The following is a 21,623-nucleotide window of genomic DNA, read 5'->3' on the forward strand; positions in this document are numbered from 1 at the left end:
AATATTAAAATTTTACTTTTTTTCAATTTCTACCACCAAGGTTTTTGCTGCCAAATCCTGCAAACTCTGACGAAATTTCGTCCAAAATGCAAACAAAAATCCGATATAAAATGCCGTTTCACTAACAAGCCTAACGCCAGATCTAAACGCGCAAACGCCAAAGCTAAGCCTCTCGTTTTCGTCCCTAGCGCTGATGACTTTTATTTTTAGGGCTAGTTTTCCCAAAGTCGCGCCATAAAAATATACAAATATCGCGTGATATAAAAATTTCACCATTACTAAATAAGGCAAATATGGCGCGATTGCGTTATTTAGCGCCATTGGGTCGCTTCCGCTCATCTGTGAGGCCGCAAGCAAGGGCTCGGAAGCCACGCTAATGAGCATAAAGGTAAAAAGCACGCCCATAATCACCTCATCTAAAATAAAGGCGAAAATTCTCTTAGGAAGACTAGCTAACACCTACTTAGTCCCTAAGTGCCTGATATGCGATATCGCTGCGGTGTTGAGAGCCTTCGAATTCTATATTTTTGACTAATTCATAGGCTAAATTTCGCGCTTCTCTGATATTATTAGCTACACCCACACTTACCAAAACTCTTCCGCCGTCTGCGTAAATTTCGCCGTTTTCTTCGCTAACGCCAGCATAACAAATGTGAGTGTTAGCCGGAATTTTGCCTAAATTAATCTTTGTTTTTGGCGTAGATTTGTAAGGATAGTTTTCGCTAGCACTTACGACGCCAACGGCAAATTTATCGCGGAGTTTGATGTCTGTTAGCTTGCCGGTGGCTGCATCGTATAAAATTTGGCTTAAATTTCCGTCGATTAAAGGCATCAAAACCTCGCACTCAGGGTCGCCGAATCTGACATTGTATTCGAGCACATACGGCACTCCGCCCACGATCATAAGCCCCACAAAAAGCACTCCGCAAAACGGATTGCCGTCTTTTTTCATACCTCTTAAAGTCGGAGCTACGATTTCGTTTTCGACCCTTTTTATCAGCGCCTCATCTGCTAGCGGGCTTGGAGCGTATGCGCCCATACCGCCTGTATTTGGACCCTGATCGCGGTTTAGCAATCGTTTGTGATCTTGGGCTACTGGCAAAGAGACGAAATTATCCCCGTCGCAAATCGCAAAAAAGCTAAGCTCAAATCCGTCTAAATACTCCTCGACAACCACGGTTTTACCAGCATCTCCGAAACTGCCTTTTAGCATTTCCCATGCCGCGTCTCTGGCCTCGTCATGGTTTTGAGCGATTATTACACCCTTGCCTGCGCAAAGCCCGTCGGCTTTGACAACGACTTTTTCATCTAGGGTGTGGATAAATTTAGAAATTTCCTCGAAATTATCGCTGTTTAAAAATCTAGCGGTGCGGATAGCGTTACGAGCCAAAAACTCCTTCATATAGGCTTTTGAGCCCTCTAAACGAGCCGCCGCTTTGCTCGGTCCAAAAATCACTAGACCTTTTGATTTAAATACATCGACAATGCCCTTTGTAAGCGGATCTTCTGGGCCTACAATCGTCAAATCGATTTTGTTGTCTTTCGCAAAATTTGCAAGTTCCTCAAAAGTTTTCAAATCCAAATTTTCGCCAAGTGCGCTAGTCGCGCCATTTCCTGGGGCAAAATATAGATTTGAAACATTTTTATCCTCTTTTAGTCTAAGTGCGATAGCGTATTCTCTGCCACCACTGCCGATGATTAAAATTTTCAAGGTAAAACTCCGTGTAAAAATAGCCCAAGTGAGCGTTGCGTGAAAAAGATTCGGCCTAAAACAAAGCCAATCTTGCAACTAGGACAAGCCCTTAGGTCGCAACCCGTAAGCTCAGAGCCTCAAACCGAGCCGCGTCACACCGGCACATCACATCGTCGCCTACTAAAATATGTTAGACCCTCATAAATAACGCTGGCGCATCACCCAGGCAAGCGAAATTATATGTTTTTTTGCCTTAAAATACAAGCAAACGCCAAATCCACACACGCTTTTATGCTTTGATTTTCGCTGATTATGGGCGTTGTAAATTTGGATAAAATTTTAGCCGTGCTATTTCCTATGCAAATCGCCTCATACGAACTATCCCAACCAAAATTTGAGATAAAACTTTTCGCATTTAGTGGCGAAGTAAAAATTATCACGGAATTTGTGGCTGGTTTTTGCGAAATGCTAGCTTTTTTGGGTCTGTTTTCATAGCCGATTATATGGACTAAATTTACGCCATTTTCGTGCAAAATTTGGGGCAAATTCGACACTCTGTCTTTGGCGCTGATATAAAGCACGCTTTTGCCCTTTAAATGCGTGGCAATCTCGCGCGCAAACTCATCGCCATGGGAGTTTTGCGCTACGAAAATATTTTTGTATCCCTGGGCTCTTATCTCGTCAGCGCACGCTTTGCCAATGGCGTAAATTTGGATATTTTCATCAAATTTAATGCCGTTAAATTCCAAAGATTTTACCCCGTTTTTCGAGGTAAAAATAAGTGCGTCAAATTTGGAATTTATGCTAAATTTATGAAATTTTATCTCGCATAAATTTAGCCAAATCACCCTCTCATCGTCAAATTTAGTGTTTGAAACTAAATAGAGCTGCTCTTCTCGCCCAGCCACTTTTGCACACTCGCGATCTGTGCTAGCACGCTAGAACTGCTAGCCCCGCCGAAAGATTTCCTAGCGTCCATCGAAGCTTTTAGCCCCAAAAATGCAAGCGCATCAGGCGTGATTCGCTCATCGACCCCGCAAAGCTCTTCTGCGCTCATTTGGCTTAGATCCTTGCCCGCTCTCTCTGCTGCGGCTACGCATTTTCCGGTGATGAAATGCGCCTCGCGAAATGCCACGCCCTTTTCTCGCACCAAAAAATCCGCCAAATCAGTCGCGCTTAAATGGCCACGCTCAGTCGCACTTAGCATATTTTTTTTGTTAAATTTGGCTGTTTTTAGCATTTCATTTAGGATTGCAACACTCTCCAAAATAGCTTTTACGCTATCAAACACGCCCTCTTTATCCTCTTGCATGTCTTTGTTATACGCCAGAGCAAGGCCCTTCATAACGGTTAAAAGCCCCATTAAATTTCCATAAGCCCTGCCAGTTTTGCCCCTTATTAGTTCGGCCACATCGGGGTTTTTCTTTTGTGGCATTATCGAGCTTCCAGTCGAATACGCATCGCTGATAGTGATAAAGCCAAATTCGCTCGAACTCCACAAAATCAGCTCTTCGCACAGCCTTGAAGCGTGCATGAAAAATAGGCTAATGTTAAATAAAATTTCAAGGGCGAAATCTCTATCGCTCACGCCGTCCATTGCATTTTCCATAGGGGCATAAAATCCAAGCGCACTAGCCGTGGCGTGGCGATTTATGCGGTGCGGGGTGCCTGCGAGCGCAGCCGAGCCAAGCGGGCTGAAATTTCCGCGCTCGAAGCTTGACACAAACCTTTCATAATCTCGCTTAAACATATAAATGTAAGCTAGCAAATGAAAGGCTAGGCTCACAGGCTGGGCGTGTTGGAGGTGAGTGTAGCCTGGCATTAAAGCGTCTGTGTGGGAGTTTGAAATTTCAAGCAAGGTTTTGATTAAATTCAAAATTTGAACCGAAATTTCGCGGTTTTTTCGCATTACAAAACGCCTGAAATCAAGGGCTACTTGATCATTGCGAGAGCGCGCCGTATGGAGCTTGCCACCGATTTCTTTGCCTACAATTTCGCTTAGGCGTTTTTCTACTGCCATGTGGATATCCTCATCGGCGATTTTCCACTCAAACCTCCCCTCATTAATCTCGGCTAAAATTTGCTCCAAACCAGATTTTATCGCGCTAGCTTCGTCTTTGGTGATGATTCCTGCATCGCCTAGCATGCTCGCATGAGCGATTGAGCCTGCGATATCGTCCTCGTAAAGCTCCCTATCGAACATAATCGAAGCGTTAAATCTCTCCAAAAGCTCGCTACTAGCCTCACTAAACCTGCCTTCCCACATTTTTTTCATCAATAATCCTTAGAATAAATTTATAATTTTGCGTTTCAAACTAGAATTTTTTGGCTCGTCTGTTAGATACAATCTCACCACCCTGCCATTATCCGTGCTGATTTCGAGCTTGGCGCCCCGTTCGCCATTTACGCGCACCCTTAGCATATTTGTGGCGATGTTTTGGATTTCGGGCTTGTCGATCGCGCCGTTGTAGCTGGTTTTGTAGTTTTTGACCTCATCGTTGCAATCTTTTGGCGCAAAAAATATATCGTAAAATTTGCCATTTTTTATGGCTAAATTCTCGCCTCCACTAACCAAAAAATAGTCGTATTTTGGGGTTTGAGTAGTGAAATCCCAGCGAATAATATCTTGCTTTTCGCCCTGTTTATAGCTAAATTCCGCCGTGTAAGTAGCGTCGAATTTAAACACTTCCTTGCTAAAAAGCGCGAATTGTTTGTCGTTAAAACGCCTATTTGGATCGCTTTTTTTATCCAAAATTTTAGTATCTTTAATCTCTGCTCCCTCGCTATCAAATAGCCTAAATTCGAGCATTTCCACAGGTTTGGCTTGGGGGTGAAATTCTATGCTAATAGGATTTGCTGTAATCGCGCACTCTGGCACGGGATCTGGAAGCTCGTGGCTAAAAAAGGCAAGTGCTGGCTCTTTGTTTGGATAATGCGCGTAAAGCGTGGTATTTAGCGATCTGGTGCGCTCGTAGTTTTCGTTTCGTATGGCAAGGCTTTTGTTTTTGCAAAGCCCTATGATAAATTTGCCGTCCCCACTCTGGCTCTTTCCGCCACCACAAATTTCCTCTAAATACTCATTTCCCATTTCATAGACATAAGCAGATTTTTCGCCCTGCTCATAGTATCCCACGCCAAGGAGATTTGCGTCAAATGTCAAAAACCCAAAACGATGATAAATCGCGCTTAATAGCCCATCAATTGAGGCCTTGATATCGTGGGCATTGTAAGAGAGATTTTCTACAATCCCAGAGTTAAACCCTACCGCAAATGCGCGATCACTTGGGGTTTTGCCGCTAAATTCAGCCCTTCCCTCGCTCTCATCGTGGGTAATTTCATCGTTTGTAACGACATATTTGGCGTGATTTAGCGCAGCCTTGTCTAAAAGCGAATTTGGCGCAAATGGGTTTAAATTCGAGCTTTGGCGGATATAGTTTATGTAATTTATCGGCGTATCATAAAAAGAAAAACCGCTTTTACTAGGAAGCGGTTCTTTTAAATTCGCAGGCTCGCCTTTGCAACCCAAAAACAAGCCCGCAGTGCCTAACAAAAGCCAAATTTTAAGCTTTTGGGCCGGCTTTTGCATACTCTACGCCCTCTTTGACATCTTCGTAGCGTTTGAAATTTTCTACAAACATTTTCGCTAATTTCTCGCGAGTTTTTGCGTATTCATCTGCATTTTCCCAAGTGTTGGCTGGATTTAGAAGTTTTGTCTCAACACCAGCTAACTCTTTTGGAACGGCTAGATTAAATTTTTCAAAATTTTCAAATTCGCATTTTGTGATACTTCCATCAAGGATTGCATTTATACAAGCACGAGTTGCCTTTATGCTCATGCGTTTGCCAACGCCATAAGCACCGCCGCTCCAACCTGTATTTACTAGATATACATTTACGCCGTGTTTGTCGATTTTTTCGCCTAAAAGTTTTGCATAAACTGTCGGGTGAAGCGGCATAAACGGCTCACCAAAACAAGCACTAAAAGTCGCCACAGGCTCGGTAATACCGCGTTCAGTTCCTGCGACTTTGGCAGTATATCCGCTTAGGAAATAATACATCGCTTGTTCTTTTGTAAGCTTCGCAACAGGCGGTAAAACGCCAAATGCATCAGCGCTTAGGAAAATGATATTTTTTGGGTGTCCTGCGCTCAGGCTTGGTTCGTGGTTTGCGATATGCTCGATTGGGTAGCTTACACGGGTATTTTCTGTCTTGCTACCATCGGCGTAATCGACCTTGCCGTTTGCGTCAGCTACGACATTTTCTAAAAGTGCGTTGCGTTTAATCGCACCATAAATTTCAGGCTCTGAGCTTGGATCGAGATTTATACATTTTGCGTAGCAACCACCCTCGAAGTTAAACACGCCCTCATCGTCCCAGCCGTGCTCGTCATCACCGATTAGCGCGCGGTTTGGATCAGTAGAGAGCGTAGTCTTGCCGGTGCCTGAAAGTCCGAAAAATAGCGCAGTGTCGCCGCCAGCTCCGACATTTGCTGAGCAGTGCATTGACATTTTGCCCTCTAATGGTAGCCAGTAATTCATCATAGAAAAAATTCCTTTTTTCATCTCGCCACCATACCATGTGCCACCGATGACTGCGACATTTTCCTCGACATTAAAGATTACAAAAACATCTGAGTTTAACCCGTCTTTGGCGTAATCCTCATTTACGCATTTGCAAGCGTTATAAACCACGAAATCTGGGTGAAAATTTGCTAACTCATCATCGCTTGGGCGAATAAACATATTTTTTACAAAATGCGCTTGCCACGCTACTTCGGTTACGAAGCGCACGCTTTTACGGCTTTTTAGGCTAGCACCACAATACGCGTCTTGGACATAGATTGATTTGTTTGAAAGCTGATTTTTGGCCTTTGCTAGAAGTTTATCAAATAGCTCTTTGCTAATCGGTTGGTTGATTTTGCCCCAGCTGATATATTTCGCGCTTGGATCTTGCTTTACAAAATACTTGTCTTTTGGGCTTCTACCTGTAAAAATGCCAGTATCGACCATAAAGGTGCCATTATCGCTTACCTTGCCCTCGTTTGCGCGTTTTTCGTGCTCGAAAAGCTCATCATAGCTAAGATTATAAAAAATTTCTTTTTCGCCGCTAATTCCTAGTTTTTCAAAATCATTTGGAATTCTCATCTTAAATCCTTTTTTAAAAAATTATAAATAAGTAATTATATCGAAATTTGATTAACCTTTATTAGGATTGTGGAATTTGAAGTAAATTTATCGTTTTTGTAAATTAAAAAAGGGGCGAAACCCGCTAAATTCCGCCCCTGTGGTAGTTAAATTTAAAAGTTATTTTAAGTGGATTAGTGGCTCGCCCGCATCGACGCTTTGACCTTGGAATACCAAAATTTCAGCGACTTCGCCGTCTCTTGGGCTTTCGATGTTTATCTCCATTTTCATAGCTTCTAGCACGACTACTGTTTGACCAGCTACGACTTTTTCGCCAGGTTTGACTAAAATTTTAAACACATTACTTGGCAGGCTAGCCACGATATCATCGCTATTTGCACTTGATTTCGCCTCAGTTTTGGTCTCGCTAGGCTCTACCATGCCAATGCTGACATTGTAGCTATCGCCATTTACTAAGACCTTATTTCCGCTAAATTCCACTGCATAGGCTTTGCCATTGACATTAATGTCAAATTTATCAGATTTTGCCTTTTTCTCACTGCTCTCGCTAGATTCTTTTGCTTCGTTTTTGCGGATCATTACCTTGCCCTCGCCTTTTAAGAAGGCAATGCCCTTTTCACGGCACGCAAGAGCGATAAAAATATTTTCCTCGCTTGGCTCGATATTTTCATCTTCTAGCTGTTTTTTAGCATAAGCAATGCTCTTTGTCTCGTCCAAATCAGCCAAATCAACGGCATTTTTGGTAGTAGGCTCTAAGCCAAGTTGCTCGCTAGCTAATCTTACGACCTCGCTATCAGGGGCAACTGGGGTCTTACCAAAGTATCCAAGCACCATTTTGCCGTATCCCTCAGCGATTTTTTTCCACTCTCCAAACATTACATTATTAAATGCTTGTTGGAAATAAAATTGACTTACAGGCGTTACACTCGTGCCATAACCGCCCTTTTCGACGACTTCGCGCATAGCTTTGATGACAGAGGGGAATTTATCCATGATTTTGTTATCGCGCATCATTTGCGTATTTGCGGTTAGGGCACCGCCCGGCATAGGCGAAAATGGGATTATCGGACTTACCATTGTCGCTTCTGGTGGCAAGAAATAATCCTTCAAACAATCCTCCAAAACCTCTTCGTATTTTAAAATTTTCTCAGCGTCAAAGCCGAAATCAAAATTTTGCCCCTTTGTCGCGTGCAAAATCGTCAAAATATCTGGTTGGCTAGTTCCTCCACTGACTGGATAAGCAGCTAGATCGATTCCATCGACGCCTGCTGCTAGGGCTGCTTGATAGCAAGCCACGCTAACACCAGCTGTTTCATGGGTGTGAAGTCTGATATGAATATCGTTTCCTAGGAGTTTGCGCGCTCTTCTTATGGTCTCAAAAACCTTTTGTGGGCTTGAAGTTCCGCTAGCGTCTTTAAAACAAACGCTATCAAAAGGAATTCCAGCCTCTAAAATTTTGCGTAAAATTCCAGCATAAAATTCAGGATCATGCGCGCCAGAGCAACGAGGTGGTAAATCCATCATAGTAACGGTAATTTCGTGTTTTAAGCCATGCGCTTTGATACGCTCGCCACTATATTTTAAATTTTCAACATCATTTAGGGCGTCAAAATTTCGAATAGTCGTAGTTCCGTGTTTAGCAAAGAGTTTGGCATGCATGTCTATCATTTCGCGCGAACCAGTATCAAGCGTAACGGTATTTACGCCTCTGGCTAGGGTTTGCAGGTTTGCCTCGTCTCCCACGGTTTCGCGGAATTTATCCATCATCGCAAACGCGTCTTCGTTTAGATAAAAATACAGACTCTGAAATCTAGCTCCACCGCCAAATTCAAAGTGTCTAATCCCAGCCTCTTTTGCCGCGCTCACCGCTGGCAAAAAGTCCTTCATCGCTACACGCGCACCAAAGACAGATTGGAAACCATCGCGAAATGTAGTGTCCATAACATCAATAAATTTTTTGCTCATGCTAACTCCTTTAAAATAATTCTAAATTCTACAATTTCTAGCCTAAAAAAGCTTTTAATCCAAAAATTTCTGGATAAATCGCAAGGGCGAAAAGAACTAAAATTTGAAGCCCGATAAACGGCAATACTCCACGATAAATGTCTGTCGTGCGCACTGATTTTGGCGCGACGCCTTTTAGGAAAAATATCGAAAATCCAAAAGGTGGCGTCATAAATGATGTTTGTAAATTTACAGCGATTAGTATCGCAAACCAAACTGGATTTATATTCATCGCTTCGACTATCGGGAATAAAATCGGCAAAATGATATATGAAATTTCAACATAATCAAGGAAAAAGCCCAAAATTATGATGACAATCATAGTTAGCGCGATAAATCCCCACTCTTTGCCAGGAAGCGCGTGCATGAAATCCTCCACGACATAGTCCCCGCCCGTGTATGAAAAAATCATAGAAAAGGCTGTTGCGCCCATTAAAATCATAAAAACCATGCCCGAAATTTTCACGCTTTGGCGAAGTGCGTCGTAAAGCAAAGAAAATGAAAATGTGCGGTATAAAAATGACAAAATTATCGCGCCCACACAGCCCACCGATGAGCTTTCTGTCGGAGTTGCGATACCGCCAAAGATAGAGCCTAAAACTAGCAAAATCAGCACAAAAACAGGCACGACATTTTTTAGAGCATTAAAAATTTGGCGAGCTTTGGTTTCATCATCGATTTTAGGAAGCTCGGGCGCGCAGTCTTTTTTGGCATACGAGATTATGAGGATAAAAACTATATAAAGTCCCACCAAAACTAGCCCCGGCACGATAGCTGCGGAAAATAGCTCGCCTACTGATACCGAAAAAACATCGCCTAAAATGATTAGCACGATTGAGGGCGGTATAATCTGCCCAAGTGTGCCAGAAGCTGCGATAGTGCCGGTGGATAGGGCTTTGTCGTAGCCGTATTTCATCATCACAGGCAGGCTAATAATACCCATAGCGATCACGCTAGCACCCACGATTCCAGTCGTAGCCGCCAAAAGCGCACCCACCAAAACCGTGCTAATCGCCACGCCACCGCGCACCCCGCCAAATAAAAACGCCATTGACTCCAAAAGCCTCTCAGCTAGGCGCGTTTTTTGCAAAATCATACCCATTAAAATAAAAAGCGGAACCGCTATTAGAAGCTGATTTTCCATAATCGAGTAAATTCGGTTTGGCATAAGAGAGAAAAACTGATTGCTCATTTCGCTTATAGCCTGCGCGAAAATTTCACTTCCGCTCGCGTATTCCCACGCCTCACTCACGCCATAAATAAATCCAAAAATCACCGCCACAGCCCCAAATGTAAAGGCTACCGGAAATCCCAAGAGCAGCATAAAAAGCGCTGCGCCAAACATTATAATCCCTATCATCACACAGCCTTTGCGCTAGAATTTTCGTCTAAAAATTCGCCGTGGTGGTTGTGGATTAGCAAATTTATATTTTTTATCAAAAACCCAAACGAATAAATAAACAAAAAGACATAAGATAGGCTAATAAATGATTTGATTATCCATAAATTCGTTAATCCACCTGGATTTGGGCTGGATTCTTTGCTCTCGTAGGCTTCGAGCGCGAAATCTAGCGAAAAATACGCCACGAGCGCCACAAATGGCAAGATAAAAAAGATTGTGCCTAAAATATTAATAATCGCCTTTGTTTTGGGGCGAAATTTTTCATATAGCACATCGACCCTGACATGGGAATTTTGCTGTAAAGTATAGGTCGAAGAGAACAAAAACATCGCCGAAAACAGCCACCAGCTAATCTCTTGCATTGCCACAGAATTCGCGCTTGGAAAGAGATAGCGCGCAACGACATTGTAAAAAACGCAAAGGACTAAAAGGGCTAAAAAAACAATGCTAAAAAAACCTAAAATTTTCGCAAAACTATCGAAAATTTTTTCTAAAATTTGGAGATTTTTCCTCAAATTTGAACCTTTTTGTATTAAATTTCAAAATAAACCTGCGATTTTATCGAAATTTAGCGCAAAAAATAATAAAATAACGAGCAAAAAAGGATAAAAATGGATTTAAAATTTAACAATAAATATTCTCGCAAATTTCTGCTATTTTGCGCAGTTTGGGCGGGTTTGTGGGTTTGCTTTTCATACTGCTTTTTGCAAAATTTCTTGTTTATGTATCCTGAAATTTTCAGTGCTAGGCTTAGGTTTGATCTGTGCGTTTTAGCTCTGGGCGTGATTTTTGTGGCATTTAGCAAGGAGGGCCTAAGCGCGATTTGTGGGTATTTTCTGTGGTTTTATGGCGCGCTTGGCGGGCTAATTTGTGCGAAAAGCCTATCGTATCTGCACAAAGCAGTGCGCGCTAGTAGCGATATGGACGGCGTGATGAACTGCGCTGGAGCGAATAAATTTTTGAGTTTTGATTTAAATAAAATTTCGCTTTTTAAATCATATAATTCTTGCGCTTTTGATATACCCACACCGCCTGCAAATTTCGAAATCAGCGGTATGCGCGCGAATTTAATTAGCGCTTATAATGATGGCTGGTATCTTTTTGTAAGCTCAAAAAGCCTAAGTTTGCCTACGCTTTGGTTTATTGTATTTGGGTTTTTTGCTTTTGTCTGTGTTTTGGGAGTAGTTTTGGGATTTATCAGGCGCAGGGGATAGCCCCCTGCGTGAGTTATTGAACGATAATTAGCGCATCGGAGCTATACACATCTTCTAACGAAGACAATCCGTTCATCGCCCAGACCTTTTTGCATAATCCGTCATAGCCTTTTGTAAGGATAATTTGCTTCTCATCAACGATTTCATAAGTAGCACAAACATCGTTTCTAATCTTAATCGGGTTTGTAACATTTGTCATCGTTGCGATAGAAGAAGAATAATGCGCTTGCGATGTGTAATACGCCATCAAATCGCTAAGAGATGTAGTGATGTTTTGCGCCGCTTTGACAATCTCTGCGTCGTCTCTGGTAGCAGCTAGTCTAGGGATAGCTACCGCCGCCAAGATACCCAAAATAACAATCACGAAAATTAATTCGATCATTGTAAAAGCCTGTTTCATTTCTTATCCTTTGATAAAAATTTTGCAGGCGTATTCTACCACAATCTATAAATTTTTCGCAAATTCTACCATTTTTGATAATAAATTTATTGTATTTGCATCGACGACAATGTAGTGATTATTTATCAGACTTTTGCCGTTATACAGCGGAGCGACACCTGTTTTGAGGTCGATTATCGCGCCGCCGCTTTGGTGGATTATAAAATCCCCAGCTGCGATATCCCACAGCGAACAATCGCTAAACCTACCATACGCGCTCGCCCCATTTTCCGCCATTATGCAAAATTTCAGCGCAGAGCCAAGCCTAGTAAATTCAAGTCCAAATTCCTCGCAAAAGGGCATGTATTTTGAGCCTCTGCCATGATGACCTATCATAAAGGTCTTTGGCGAATTTGGTTTTCGCTCGATTTTTTCGCCATTTTTATAGACGATACCACCGCCATTAGAGCTATACACATCGCCGCTTACAGGCGATGAAATCACCGACAAAATCGGCCTTCCGTCCTCTATCAGCGCGATACAAACGCAAAATTCGCCATTTCGCGCGATAAATTCCTTCGTTCCATCAAGCGGATCGACTAGCCAAAACCTCTTTGCGCTCATACGCTCATCTGCACTCATCACGCTCTCTTCGGAACAAATCGCAATCCCACTAGGTGCTAGCGTGCTAACAATCGCCTCGTTTGCAGCCAAATCTGCGGTTGTTAGCGGAGATTTGTCCTCTTTGACATAGACATCAAATTTCTCATAATGTTCCATAATCGCCTTGTTTGCACGCTTCGCCGCAATCACGGCTAAATTCAAAAGTTCATCTTTATTCATTTTCGCCTCCAAAAATAAGCGGTAAGAAATTGTTGTAATCGTAGAATTGAAAGATTTTTTATTTTAGCACAACAAAGCTTTAAAAAAGCTAGATTAAATTTTAAGGGCAAAATTTATAAAATTTTTGCAAATTCAAGGGGCAAAAATGGAAATTTTAGAGAATTTGCGAAATTTAAGCGATGAAAAATACGCCAAATTTAGCGCGAAAATTCTGCCTGGGGCGCGAATTTTGGGCGTGAAAATGCCACATTTACGCGCACTTGCAAAGCAGGTTTTGCGCGAGCAAAGCGAGGGTGAAATTTTAGAATTTATCCGCGCCAAGGGCGAATTTAGCGAAGAAATGACCCTAAAAGCGATTTTGATAAATTCGCTAAAAATCAGCGAAAAAAATCGCATAAATTTGGCGCGAGATTTTATCCCTCGTATCACAAACTGGGGCGTTTGCGATACATTTTGCACCAAACGCAAAAAAGATTTAGAGCTTTGGTGGAAATTTACGCTTGGTTTTAGGAAAGCTAGGGGCGAGTTTGAGAAGCGGTTTTTTTATGTAAATTTGCTGGTAAATTTCGTAAATTCGCGGGATTTGGCGATTTTGCTAGATACTGCGCGCGCTGAGCGAAGCAAGAAATACTATGTCCAAATGGCAGCGTCTTGGGCGCTGTGCGAATTCGCCGTGAAATTTGAGGGTGAAATTTACGAGTTTTTGCAGGGATATGAAAACGAAAAAATCAAAAATCTTGCGATTAAAAAAATCTGCGAAAGCCTGCGTTTCACCGAGCAAAGCAAGGCAAAATTTAAGACATTAAAATCCGCGAAATCCTAAAATTTCGCGGAAAATTTAGATTTTAAATTTATTGTGCCCACTGATTAAATTTTTCTTTTACAAATTTTACGATTTCGCCGTTTCGCTCGATAATATTTTCAGGTTTCCACTCGTTATAATTTTTATCAATTCCATTTGTTATCGCCACTTTTGATTTTGCATACTCGGTTTTTTTCTTGTCAAAATACCCATTACTCGCCACAATATTTAGCTTTTTTTCAAGTGGCGTAAGATTACCAATATTCCACAACAGCTCTTTTAATTTCGCATCCGTCCAGCCCAAAGTTTGCTCGATATAGGTGTTTTGCCATTTTTGCGGAAAAATGTGTTCTAGCTCCCAACGCTCAGGCAAAATCTCGGTTTGATTTGCCATTTCGTATGCCACAAACAAAACCAAAGCATAGCGCAAATTTACATGTGGCGCGATAATTTTGCCCTTTAAGATATTTTCTTCATCGCCCAAAATTTCTTTAAAATCAAATTTCGGCTCTGCGTTATTTGTGATTTCTACATTTAGCTTCAAAACAGGCGCTTTAATCGAATTTATCGCGTGTTCTATGCTATATCTTTGGAAAATACTCACAAACAATTTTCGCAAAAATTTCAAATACAAATTTTCGAAATTTGGACTGTTTTTGTGCGTCAAATAATATATTATACTAGGATATTTCCACCACTCGTTATTTGTAAGCACAAGGAGAGAAAAAACCTGTTTTATCTGCAAATTTTCGCTCCAAACCTCATCATCAATATCTTTCAAATCCTTGCTAAATTTTAAAATTTTCAAAATTTGGCGTAAATTTTCGAGCAAATCATCATCTCTTAAAAATTCGGGTTTCTTTTTTAATAAATACGAGCGAAGTTTTGGCGTCGTGGTGTCTTTATCATCAGCTTTTGCCCTTAGATAAAACATATACATATAAAATAAATTTTGCATTTTTTCATTTGCTAGTTCAGTTTCGTTTTCTAAAATTTTCCACTCTTGGATAAATTTTACTTTTTTATCATCATCTAAATTTTTGTAAATTTTCCCCTTAAAAATGTCAGCATCGCTTAGCGGCATACCACGGTCATTTAAGGTGTTAAATATCGTAAGAGCGGTATCTTGGGTTTTGGCTTTGATTGGGATTATGGTTGTGTAATTTAAAAGATTGTTTATGAAATAATAAATCGCTTTTGGGTCTGAATTTTGCGAAATAAACTCATCGTATAATTTAGAAAAGCTCTCATAATTTTTGCTGTAATTATCCTTTGCCCCGCTTTGCGTTTTACCAGTTTTTAAAATTTGATGAAATGTGTGGTTTTGACTATCTGATACGACATCAGATCTAATCAATATATCGTCTTTATCGACTTGCCCAGTCATTTCGTTTTTTATGAAAAGTAATGGCTCGATTTTATTTATAAAATTCAAACCCTCAGGCGTCGTAATCTCGCTAGTGGATAATTTTTCGTAAATTGCTCGCAAAAGCAACATTATAGAAGTTAAGCGTTGCTGTCCGTCGATGATTTCCTTTTCGCCATTGTCATTGACAAAATAAACAATCGTGCCTAAAAAATATGTTTCTTGGGTTTTATCTTTGATTTTATCTATTGTAAAATCTTTTAAATCACTAAATAAAGCTTCTATTTGGTCAAATCCCCAAGCATAAGGTCTTTGATACTCTGGGATTAGAATTTTCTCTTTTTGCGTGGTTTGCAAAAATTCAGCGATAGTTTTAAACTCATCAAAAACATTTGCCATTTTTATCCTTTAAAATAAATTTCGGCTAATTATACGGGGGGGGTTAGAGTTAGCTGAAATTTAGCAAATTTACGGAGTAGAATTTTGAAATTTGCGTAGAATTTCAAAAAAACAAAATTTTAAAATTTAGGTGAAATTTGGAAGCTAAAATTTTAAAATTCAGGCAAAATTTAAAAGCAAAAAATTTAAGAATTTGGGTTAAATTTTAAAAGCGAAATTTTAAAATTTAACCACTTGGTTAAATTTTACAAATGCAAAATTTATTTGTAGCGATAAGTGATTCTGCCCTTATCAAGGCTGTATGGCGTAAGCTCGACTTTGACGCGATCGCCTGGCATGATTTTGATATAGTGCATACGCATTTTGCCTGCGATATGGCACAAAATCACATGCTTGTTATCAAGCTCGACCTTAAATGTCGCATTTGGCAACGCCTCAATTACATTGCCATCAATCTCAATGACATCATCTTTTGCCATTAAATTTTCTCCTTTTAATCTTTCAAGCTTTTGCTTAGAATTTCGACTTTGTTATTTACCACAGCTAAGCAATGCTCATAATGAGCCGTCCTAAGGCCGTCTTTGCTCGTCGTCGTCCATTTGTCTGCGCCCACGACTGGGGTGCCGTCTTTTTGGCAAATCATCGGCTCGATACAAAACACCATGCCATTTTTGATTTTTGGTCCTGATTTTGGATTGTTGCCCTCTAAATAATTTGGGATCTCAGGCTCTTCATGCGGTTTTTTGCCGATTCCATGCCCGCAAAATCCATATAGTGGCACATATCCGCGCGCTCTGATAAATTGCTCGATAGCTAGGCATAGCTCTTTGAAGTGCATGCCGACCTTTATCGTGTCGATAGCATGATACAGCGCGTCTTTGCTGCATGCGATGAGCTCTTCGTCTGATTTTGAAATTTTGCCAATCGGCAAAGTGCGCGCACTATCGCCGTAATATCCATTTAAGCGAGAGCCTAGATCGATGCCTAGTATGTCGCCCTCTTTTAGGATAGTGTTATCAGGTATGCCATGGATTATAACTTCATTTAGTGAAAGACAAGCTGCGTTTGGGAAACCATAAAGCCCTTTAAATGCTGGATATGCGCCCTTGCTAGTGATAAAATCATCGATTTTTTTATCCACTTCTAAAAGCGTCATACCTGGTTTTATGAATTCTTCCGCATAATCAAGGGCAGCGGCGACGATTTTATTCGCCGCCCGCAAACCCTCTAAATCTTTTTGATTTTTGAGTAAAATTGCCATTTTATAGTCCAACGGCACTTAGGGTTTGGTATTTGTTCATATACACTTGCGCTTCGATTCTTCTCATAGTATCAAGTGCGACCGATACTACGATTAGCACGCTCGTGCCACCGAAATAAAATGGAACACCCATAAATTTGACTAGCAACCATGGAATAACGGTTACTAAACCCAAATAAATCGAACCCCAAAATGTAAGGCGAGATGCAACATCGTTTAAAAATGTCGCTGTGCCCTCACCTGGACGAATTCCAGGGATAAATCCACCTTGTTTTTTCAAATTTTCGCTGATATCTTTGGAATTAAACGCGATTGAAGCGTAAAAATACGCAAAAAATACAACTAAAATAAATGTCAAAAGATTAAAGAAATAGCTACTTGGATTGATAAAGTCAGCTACTTTTTGGACAAAAGAATTTGTGCTAGCAGTCAAAATCGTGCTAGGAAACATCAATACCGCACTAGCGAAAATCGGAGGAATAACACCACTTAAATTTAGCTTGATTGGCACATAATTCATAATGCGTTTGTTTTGGTTCGCCATTAAAATTTTGCGAGGAAACGAGATTGGAATCCTGCGCTCGCCTAGCTCGACATACAAAATCGCCGCGATTGTAGCAAAAATAATTAAGGCGATTGCGATTAATTTTAAGATATTAAGTTCGCCGTTATTTACGAGCTGAACTGTGCCGCCGATCGCCGTTGGTATCGCGCTAACAATACCGGCAAAGATGATTAAGCTCGTGCCGTTTCCAACACCTCTTTGAGTAATCTGCTCGCCAATCCACATCAAAAGCATAGTGCCTACAAGCATAGAAATACACGAAATAAATATAAATTCGTTTGTATTTTCTGCCATGATTGCCTTCGCGCCATTTACGCCCGTAATGCCCTGCAAACCGATACTAACACCGATTGCTTGCACAAGCGCAATAGCGATTGTAGCGTAACGAATAATTTGCATATATTTTTGCATACCGTCGCGCTCTTTTTTTAGTTTGCCTAAATTTGGAAATGTAGCAGATAATAGCTCCATAATAATCGAAGCTGTAATGTATGGCATAATGCCCAGCGAAATGACGCTAAATCTTTCGACCGCGCCACCGCTAAACATATTAAACATACCAAAGGCATTGTCTTTGTTTGTATTGAAAAATTCTTTTATCACCTCAACATCAACGCCCGGCACTGGCACATAAGCCAGTAGCCTGAAAGCAAATAGAAAACCCAATGTAATGAGTATCTTGTTGCGAAGTGTTTTGTTCATTAGTTTTGTCCGCTAAATTTTACATTTTCGTCTTTTATCTTGCTAGCAAGATCTTTTGCACTTGCACCGATAAGTTTTACTACTTTTACAGAGCTAGACATTTTATGAACAGTTCTGATGCTATCAACTGTAATCTCGCTTAGCTCTTTTACAGCTGAAATTTTTTCTACATTGATTACATAAGGTTTTTCGAATCTTGAATAAAAACCAACCTTTGGTAATCTTCTTTGAAGTGGTTGTTGGCCACCCTCAAAACCTCTTTTTTCATGTGAGCCAGTGCGCGCAGTTTGACCTTTGCCACCGCGACCTGCTGTTTTGCCAAGACCGCTACCTTGACCACGACCTAGTCTTTTGGTGCTATGAGTAGAGCCTGGTGCTTTTTGAAGATTTTCTAATCCCATCTTAAATCCTTGTTAGTGTTTTAGCATGCTAAGAGCCTTCATTGTAGCTCTTACGACATTTGATGAGTTGTTTGAACCAAGAGACTTAGTCAAAATATCTTTAACGCCTGCAAGTTCTAAAACAGGGCGAACAGATCCGCCTGCGATTACGCCGGTACCTTCGCTAGCTGGTTTAAGTAAAATTCTACTAGCGTTATATTTAACCTCTACATCGTGAGTGATTGTCGAACCGTTTAGTTTAACCTCGATGATGTTTTTGAACGCATCATCTACGGCTTTTTTAATCGCGTCTGGAACCTCTTTTGATTTTCCAAAACCAAAGCCAACTAAACCATTTCTGTTACCAACAACGATTAGGGCAGTAAATCTAAATCTTCTACCACCTTTTACGACCTTTGTAACCCTACCGATATTAACGATTACTTCTTCAAATTCTTCTCTATTATATTTTTCCACGATAATTCCTTTGGTTTATAGTTTGATGCCGTTTTCGCGTAACGCATCAGCAAAACTTACAATCACTCCGTGATATAAATAACCGTTTCTATCAAAAAGCGCCTCAGAAATGCCTTTATCTTTTAGCTTAGCAGCCAAATCTTTGCCAAGGCTAGCAGCGCCTTCTTTGTTTGCTTTCACACCCAAAGTTTTACCGCTGGCAGCGCATATTGTTTTTCCCTCAACATCATCGATTACTTGCGCATAAACTGTTCTATTTGATTTGAAAATAGAAATTCTAGGGCAAGAGCTAGTGCCGGAAATTTTTGCACGAATTCTTCTTTTTCTCTTAATTCTTAGAGATATTTTTCTTTTTAATACATTTGCTGTCATTTCTCAACCCTTATTTTTTAGATGTTTTACCGGCTTTGCGGATAATATGCTCTTCGACATATTTTACACCTTTGCCTTTGTATGGCTCAGGTGGTCTAAATCCTCTAATCTCAGCAGCAACTTGACCAACTTTTTGTTTATCGTCGCCTTTGATTGTGATGATGTTTTTATCTACTGAAATTTCAATACCTGCTGGTGAATCGAAATTTATCGGATGAGAAAAACCTAGGTTTAGCTCTAAAACTTTGCCTTTCATCGCAGCTCTGTAACCAACGCCGTTGATTTCAAGCTGTTTTGTAAAGCCGTCAGTTAGGCCAATAACGATGTTGTTAGCTAGCGCACGGTATGTTCCCCAATACGCTCTGCTTTGTCTATCTTCACCTTTTGGTGAAAATAAAATTTGGCCATCTTCGATTTTAACATCGACATTGCCCTTTAAATCAAGGACTCTTTCGTTGTTTGCTTTTTTAAATTTTAAAGATGAACCATCGATTTTTACCTCTACTCCGTTTGGAATAGAGATAGGTTTTTTACCAATTCTTGACATAATTTTCCTTTTTATTTGTCTAGGGTATGACTACTTTTACGAATGGATACCACAATGCCATAAAAAGTAGAACTTTTTACCAAATAGTGCAAAGCACTTCGCCGCCAACGCCAGCCTTACTAGCTTCGATACCGCTCATAACGCCTTTGCTAGTGCTAACAACTACTGTTCCATAGCCATTTTTAAATCTTTTGATCTCGTCTTTACCTTGATAAACACGGCGTCCAGGTTTTGAAACTCTTTTTACTTCGTTGATTACACTTCTGCCTTTTTCATCATATTTTAAAACAACATTGATGAATTTTTTGTTTCCCTCTTCTACTACATTGTAGCTCTCGATATAGCCCTTTTGAGCTAAAATTTTAAGAGTAGCCTCTACAACATTTGAGTGAAACAATTTAGCAGTGTCTAAGCGTCTCATAGCTGCATTTCTAATGCGGGTTAATCCGTCTGAAATAAGATCATTTACCATATCTACTCCTTCTTACCAGCTAGCTTTTTTAAGGCCAGGGATTAGACCCTCATTAGCCATTTTTCTTAAACATACACGGCAAATTCCAAAATCTCTATAAACAGAGTGCGGACGACCGCAAATTTGGCATCTTGTATATGCACGAGAGCTGAATTTAGCAGGGCGTTTTGCCTTAGCTATCATTGATTTTTTTGCCATATTACTTTCCTTTTGCGAAAGGCATGCCAAATAATTCTAGCAATTTAAACGCCTCTTTATCGCTATTTGTTGTAGTTACGATTGTAATGTTCATACCGTGAGTTCTTAGGATATTATCATACTCTACCTCAGGGAACATTAATTGCTCTTGCAAACCGAAGTTATAGTTACCGCGACCATCAAAGCCATTGCGTGCAACACCACGGAAGTCTTTTACTCTTGGTAATGCGATTGAGATAAGTTTATCAAAAAACGCATACATTTGCTCTTTGCGCAATGTAACCATAATACCGACAGGAAATCCCTCTCTGACTTTAAAACCAGCAACTGATTTTTTTGCATTTACAATAAGTGCTTTTTGACCTGCAATCAAAGAGATTGTATCAGCCATGTTTTGAAGCACTTTTTGATCTTTGCCAGATTCGCCTACACCAACGCTAATTACGATTTTTTCAAGTGCCGGAATTAGCATAGGATTTTTTATATCAAATTCTTTTTGTAAAGCTGGTCTAATTGACTCAACATATTTAGTTTGTAATCTGTTCATAATCAACCCTCAACCAATGCGACATTTGAAATATCCATAGGCATTTCTTTGTTTGTGAAACCGCCACTTGGATTTTGCTCAGTTGGTTTAACAGCTTTTTTAGCTATTTTACAACCCTCAACTATAACTTGTGATTTTTTAGGGAAAACAGCTTTTACAACGCCAGTTTTACCTTTATCATCACCTGCGATAATTTTTACTTGATCGCCTTTTTTAATCTTAAATTTCACTGCCATTATAGAACCTCCGGAGCCAATGAAACGATTTTCATAAAACCGCCGTATCTGACTTCTCTACCGATTGGGCCAAAAATACGAGTGCCAATCGGCTCTTTTTTTGCATCCAAAATTACAGCTGCATTTTCATCAAATCTAATCAAAGAGCCATTTCCTCTGTGAAGCTCTTTTTTTGTTCTAACGACGACGGCTTTTACAACTTGACCGCGTTTAATCTTGCCATTTGGTAGAGCTTTTTTTACAGAACAAACTATAATATCGCCTACTGTTGCATAGCGGCGTTTGCTACCACCCAAAACTTTAATACACATAAGTTCTTTTGCACCGCTGTTATCAGCTACTGCAAGTCTTGTAAAACTTTGTATCATTATTCAACTCCTGTTTTCAAAACCGCTTTTAAGCGAAATGTTTTTTTCGCACTAAGTGGTCTGCACTCAACTGCTGATATAGTATCGCCGATTTTGACGATATTGTTCTCGTCATGGATAAGATATTTTTTAAATCTTTTGACGATTTTTCTATATCTTGGGTGGATAACTCTTCTCTCTACCAAAATAGTAGCAGTTTTATTGCCCGCTTTTTTTACGACTACGCCTTGAATTTCTCTTTTAAATGCCATA

Annotated in this window: 27 protein-coding genes; 2 read left to right on the forward strand and 25 right to left on the reverse strand. The window is 40.3% G+C overall.

Annotated elements, in window-relative coordinates:
* Positions 1 to 12: 12 nt before the first annotated feature.
* The 9 genes from OFN67_RS04610 to OFN67_RS04650 form a co-directional block, all read right to left on the reverse strand.
* The gene (locus OFN67_RS04610) at positions 13 to 459 is read right to left on the reverse strand and encodes an RDD family protein (protein WP_270867896.1); all 447 of its coding nucleotides are present in this window, start codon (positions 457 to 459) and stop codon (positions 13 to 15) included.
* 4 nt (positions 460 to 463) lie between these two features.
* Complete coding sequence (gene purD, locus OFN67_RS04615) at positions 464 to 1,711, reverse strand: phosphoribosylamine--glycine ligase (RefSeq protein WP_270867895.1); 1,248 nt, start codon at positions 1,709 to 1,711, stop codon at positions 464 to 466.
* Positions 1,712 to 1,929: 218 nt separating this feature from the next.
* On the reverse strand, positions 1,930 to 2,601 hold the full coding sequence (locus OFN67_RS04620; protein ID WP_270867894.1) for a uroporphyrinogen-III synthase: 672 nt from the start codon (positions 2,599 to 2,601) through the stop codon (positions 1,930 to 1,932).
* Positions 2,571 to 3,968 carry an argininosuccinate lyase gene (gene argH / locus OFN67_RS04625; RefSeq protein WP_270867893.1) on the reverse strand — a complete coding sequence of 466 codons (1,398 nt, stop codon included), beginning with the start codon at positions 3,966 to 3,968 and terminating at the stop codon, positions 2,571 to 2,573. Before argH ends, OFN67_RS04620 begins: the two co-directional genes overlap by 31 nt.
* Positions 3,969 to 3,977: 9 nt before the next feature.
* Positions 3,978 to 5,279, reverse strand: a complete 1,302-nt coding sequence (locus OFN67_RS04630; protein ID WP_270867892.1) for a CAP domain-containing protein — start codon at positions 5,277 to 5,279, stop codon at positions 3,978 to 3,980.
* Positions 5,254 to 6,837 carry a phosphoenolpyruvate carboxykinase (ATP) gene (pckA, locus tag OFN67_RS04635; RefSeq protein ID WP_270867891.1) on the reverse strand — a complete coding sequence of 528 codons (1,584 nt, stop codon included), beginning with the start codon at positions 6,835 to 6,837 and terminating at the stop codon, positions 5,254 to 5,256. The genes OFN67_RS04630 and pckA overlap by 26 nt, the downstream gene beginning before the upstream one ends.
* 159 nt (positions 6,838 to 6,996) lie before the next feature.
* Positions 6,997 to 8,802, reverse strand: a complete 1,806-nt coding sequence (locus OFN67_RS04640) for a biotin/lipoyl-containing protein (RefSeq protein WP_270873974.1) — start codon at positions 8,800 to 8,802, stop codon at positions 6,997 to 6,999.
* Between the two features lie 37 nt (positions 8,803 to 8,839).
* Positions 8,840 to 10,201, reverse strand: a complete 1,362-nt coding sequence (locus OFN67_RS04645) for a TRAP transporter large permease (protein ID WP_270873975.1) — start codon at positions 10,199 to 10,201, stop codon at positions 8,840 to 8,842.
* Entirely contained in the window at positions 10,201 to 10,758 is a 558-nt protein-coding gene (locus tag OFN67_RS04650) for a TRAP transporter small permease subunit (protein ID WP_270867888.1), read from the reverse strand. Before OFN67_RS04650 ends, OFN67_RS04645 begins: the two co-directional genes overlap by 1 nt.
* A 96-nt stretch (positions 10,759 to 10,854) precedes the next feature.
* Between OFN67_RS04650 and OFN67_RS04655 the strand changes: the two genes are divergently transcribed.
* On the forward strand, positions 10,855 to 11,457 hold the full coding sequence (locus tag OFN67_RS04655) for a hypothetical protein (RefSeq protein WP_270864706.1): 603 nt from the start codon (positions 10,855 to 10,857) through the stop codon (positions 11,455 to 11,457).
* Positions 11,458 to 11,470: 13 nt separating this feature from the next.
* Here OFN67_RS04655 and OFN67_RS04660 read toward each other — a convergent pair whose 3' ends face one another.
* Together OFN67_RS04660 and OFN67_RS04665 are read right to left on the reverse strand one after the other, a co-directional pair.
* Positions 11,471 to 11,857 carry a type II secretion system protein gene (locus OFN67_RS04660; RefSeq protein WP_270867887.1) on the reverse strand — a complete coding sequence of 129 codons (387 nt, stop codon included), beginning with the start codon at positions 11,855 to 11,857 and terminating at the stop codon, positions 11,471 to 11,473.
* 45 nt (positions 11,858 to 11,902) lie between these two features.
* Entirely contained in the window at positions 11,903 to 12,679 is a 777-nt protein-coding gene (locus tag OFN67_RS04665) for a 3'(2'),5'-bisphosphate nucleotidase CysQ family protein (protein ID WP_270873976.1), read from the reverse strand.
* 145 nt (positions 12,680 to 12,824) lie between these two features.
* Here OFN67_RS04665 and OFN67_RS04670 point away from each other — a divergent pair, with 145 nt between their 5' ends.
* Entirely contained in the window at positions 12,825 to 13,502 is a 678-nt protein-coding gene (locus OFN67_RS04670) for a DNA alkylation repair protein (RefSeq protein WP_270873977.1), read from the forward strand.
* A gap of 28 nt (positions 13,503 to 13,530) precedes the next feature.
* Here the strand turns inward: OFN67_RS04670 and OFN67_RS04675 are convergent, their stop codons facing one another.
* The 14 genes from OFN67_RS04675 to rpsQ form a co-directional block, all read right to left on the reverse strand.
* Complete coding sequence (locus OFN67_RS04675; protein ID WP_270873978.1) at positions 13,531 to 15,246, reverse strand: DUF262 domain-containing protein; 1,716 nt, start codon at positions 15,244 to 15,246, stop codon at positions 13,531 to 13,533.
* A gap of 260 nt (positions 15,247 to 15,506) precedes the next feature.
* Positions 15,507 to 15,725, reverse strand: coding sequence for a translation initiation factor IF-1 (gene infA, locus OFN67_RS04680; RefSeq protein WP_005869854.1), 219 nt, complete (start codon positions 15,723 to 15,725; stop codon positions 15,507 to 15,509).
* Between the two features lie 14 nt (positions 15,726 to 15,739).
* The gene (gene map / locus OFN67_RS04685; RefSeq protein ID WP_270858558.1) at positions 15,740 to 16,507 is read right to left on the reverse strand and encodes a type I methionyl aminopeptidase; all 768 of its coding nucleotides are present in this window, start codon (positions 16,505 to 16,507) and stop codon (positions 15,740 to 15,742) included.
* A gap of 1 nt (position 16,508) precedes the next feature.
* Positions 16,509 to 17,774: a preprotein translocase subunit SecY gene (secY, locus tag OFN67_RS04690; protein ID WP_270858559.1), complete on the reverse strand. Its 1,266-nt coding sequence runs from the start codon at positions 17,772 to 17,774 to the stop codon at positions 16,509 to 16,511.
* Positions 17,774 to 18,175 (reverse strand): 50S ribosomal protein L15, encoded by a 402-nt coding sequence (gene rplO, locus OFN67_RS04695; protein ID WP_270867883.1) that lies wholly within the window; start codon positions 18,173 to 18,175, stop codon positions 17,774 to 17,776. The genes secY and rplO overlap by 1 nt, the downstream gene beginning before the upstream one ends.
* Positions 18,176 to 18,187: 12 nt before the next feature.
* Complete coding sequence (gene rpsE / locus OFN67_RS04700) at positions 18,188 to 18,631, reverse strand: 30S ribosomal protein S5 (protein ID WP_270858561.1); 444 nt, start codon at positions 18,629 to 18,631, stop codon at positions 18,188 to 18,190.
* Between the two features lie 15 nt (positions 18,632 to 18,646).
* Entirely contained in the window at positions 18,647 to 19,003 is a 357-nt protein-coding gene (gene rplR, locus OFN67_RS04705; protein WP_270858562.1) for a 50S ribosomal protein L18, read from the reverse strand.
* Positions 19,004 to 19,013: 10 nt separating this feature from the next.
* Positions 19,014 to 19,550, reverse strand: coding sequence for a 50S ribosomal protein L6 (gene rplF, locus OFN67_RS04710; RefSeq protein WP_270867882.1), 537 nt, complete (start codon positions 19,548 to 19,550; stop codon positions 19,014 to 19,016).
* Between the two features lie 76 nt (positions 19,551 to 19,626).
* Positions 19,627 to 20,022: a 30S ribosomal protein S8 gene (rpsH, locus tag OFN67_RS04715; RefSeq protein ID WP_270858564.1), complete on the reverse strand. Its 396-nt coding sequence runs from the start codon at positions 20,020 to 20,022 to the stop codon at positions 19,627 to 19,629.
* Positions 20,023 to 20,034: 12 nt separating this feature from the next.
* Positions 20,035 to 20,220: a type Z 30S ribosomal protein S14 gene (locus OFN67_RS04720; protein WP_270858565.1), complete on the reverse strand. Its 186-nt coding sequence runs from the start codon at positions 20,218 to 20,220 to the stop codon at positions 20,035 to 20,037.
* A 1-nt stretch (position 20,221) separates the two neighbouring features.
* Positions 20,222 to 20,767 carry a 50S ribosomal protein L5 gene (gene rplE / locus OFN67_RS04725; RefSeq protein ID WP_270858566.1) on the reverse strand — a complete coding sequence of 182 codons (546 nt, stop codon included), beginning with the start codon at positions 20,765 to 20,767 and terminating at the stop codon, positions 20,222 to 20,224.
* Positions 20,768 to 20,769: 2 nt separating this feature from the next.
* Positions 20,770 to 21,003, reverse strand: coding sequence for a 50S ribosomal protein L24 (gene rplX, locus OFN67_RS04730; protein ID WP_270858567.1), 234 nt, complete (start codon positions 21,001 to 21,003; stop codon positions 20,770 to 20,772).
* Positions 21,003 to 21,371 carry a 50S ribosomal protein L14 gene (rplN, locus tag OFN67_RS04735; RefSeq protein ID WP_270858568.1) on the reverse strand — a complete coding sequence of 123 codons (369 nt, stop codon included), beginning with the start codon at positions 21,369 to 21,371 and terminating at the stop codon, positions 21,003 to 21,005. Before rplN ends, rplX begins: the two co-directional genes overlap by 1 nt.
* Entirely contained in the window at positions 21,371 to 21,622 is a 252-nt protein-coding gene (rpsQ, locus tag OFN67_RS04740) for a 30S ribosomal protein S17 (protein ID WP_270858569.1), read from the reverse strand. Before rpsQ ends, rplN begins: the two co-directional genes overlap by 1 nt.
* Position 21,623: the final 1 nt, after the last annotated feature.

It is taken from the genome of Campylobacter sp. JMF_11 EL3, assembly GCF_027736965.1.
Taxonomy (GTDB): Bacteria; Campylobacterota; Campylobacteria; order Campylobacterales; family Campylobacteraceae; genus Campylobacter_B.

What these genes read in the sequence shown, in the direction of transcription:
- argH (WP_270867893.1), bottom strand. Translation starts at nt 3,968, where the DNA reads ATGAAAAAAATGTGGGAAGGCAGGTTTAGTGAGGCTAGTAGCGAGCTT.
- OFN67_RS04630 (WP_270867892.1), bottom strand. Translation starts at nt 5,279, where the DNA reads ATGCAAAAGCCGGCCCAAAAGCTTAAAATTTGGCTTTTGTTAGGCACT.
- pckA (WP_270867891.1), bottom strand. Translation starts at nt 6,837, where the DNA reads ATGAGAATTCCAAATGATTTTGAAAAACTAGGAATTAGCGGCGAAAAA.
- OFN67_RS04640 (WP_270873974.1), bottom strand. Translation starts at nt 8,802, where the DNA reads ATGAGCAAAAAATTTATTGATGTTATGGACACTACATTTCGCGATGGT.
- OFN67_RS04645 (WP_270873975.1), bottom strand. Translation starts at nt 10,201, where the DNA reads ATGATAGGGATTATAATGTTTGGCGCAGCGCTTTTTATGCTGCTCTTG.
- OFN67_RS04655 (WP_270864706.1), top strand. Translation starts at nt 10,855, where the DNA reads ATGGATTTAAAATTTAACAATAAATATTCTCGCAAATTTCTGCTATTT.
- OFN67_RS04660 (WP_270867887.1), bottom strand. Translation starts at nt 11,857, where the DNA reads ATGAAACAGGCTTTTACAATGATCGAATTAATTTTCGTGATTGTTATT.
- OFN67_RS04665 (WP_270873976.1), bottom strand. Translation starts at nt 12,679, where the DNA reads ATGAATAAAGATGAACTTTTGAATTTAGCCGTGATTGCGGCGAAGCGT.
- OFN67_RS04670 (WP_270873977.1), top strand. Translation starts at nt 12,825, where the DNA reads ATGGAAATTTTAGAGAATTTGCGAAATTTAAGCGATGAAAAATACGCC.
- OFN67_RS04675 (WP_270873978.1), bottom strand. Translation starts at nt 15,246, where the DNA reads ATGGCAAATGTTTTTGATGAGTTTAAAACTATCGCTGAATTTTTGCAA.
- infA (WP_005869854.1), bottom strand. Translation starts at nt 15,725, where the DNA reads ATGGCAAAAGATGATGTCATTGAGATTGATGGCAATGTAATTGAGGCG.
- map (WP_270858558.1), bottom strand. Translation starts at nt 16,507, where the DNA reads ATGGCAATTTTACTCAAAAATCAAAAAGATTTAGAGGGTTTGCGGGCG.
- secY (WP_270858559.1), bottom strand. Translation starts at nt 17,774, where the DNA reads ATGAACAAAACACTTCGCAACAAGATACTCATTACATTGGGTTTTCTA.
- rplO (WP_270867883.1), bottom strand. Translation starts at nt 18,175, where the DNA reads ATGGGATTAGAAAATCTTCAAAAAGCACCAGGCTCTACTCATAGCACC.
- rplR (WP_270858562.1), bottom strand. Translation starts at nt 19,003, where the DNA reads ATGACAGCAAATGTATTAAAAAGAAAAATATCTCTAAGAATTAAGAGA.
- rplF (WP_270867882.1), bottom strand. Translation starts at nt 19,550, where the DNA reads ATGTCAAGAATTGGTAAAAAACCTATCTCTATTCCAAACGGAGTAGAG.
- rpsH (WP_270858564.1), bottom strand. Translation starts at nt 20,022, where the DNA reads ATGGTAAATGATCTTATTTCAGACGGATTAACCCGCATTAGAAATGCA.
- OFN67_RS04720 (WP_270858565.1), bottom strand. Translation starts at nt 20,220, where the DNA reads ATGGCAAAAAAATCAATGATAGCTAAGGCAAAACGCCCTGCTAAATTC.
- rplE (WP_270858566.1), bottom strand. Translation starts at nt 20,767, where the DNA reads ATGAACAGATTACAAACTAAATATGTTGAGTCAATTAGACCAGCTTTA.
- rplX (WP_270858567.1), bottom strand. Translation starts at nt 21,003, where the DNA reads ATGGCAGTGAAATTTAAGATTAAAAAAGGCGATCAAGTAAAAATTATC.
- rplN (WP_270858568.1), bottom strand. Translation starts at nt 21,371, where the DNA reads ATGATACAAAGTTTTACAAGACTTGCAGTAGCTGATAACAGCGGTGCA.
- rpsQ (WP_270858569.1), bottom strand. Translation starts at nt 21,622, where the DNA reads ATGGCATTTAAAAGAGAAATTCAAGGCGTAGTCGTAAAAAAAGCGGGC.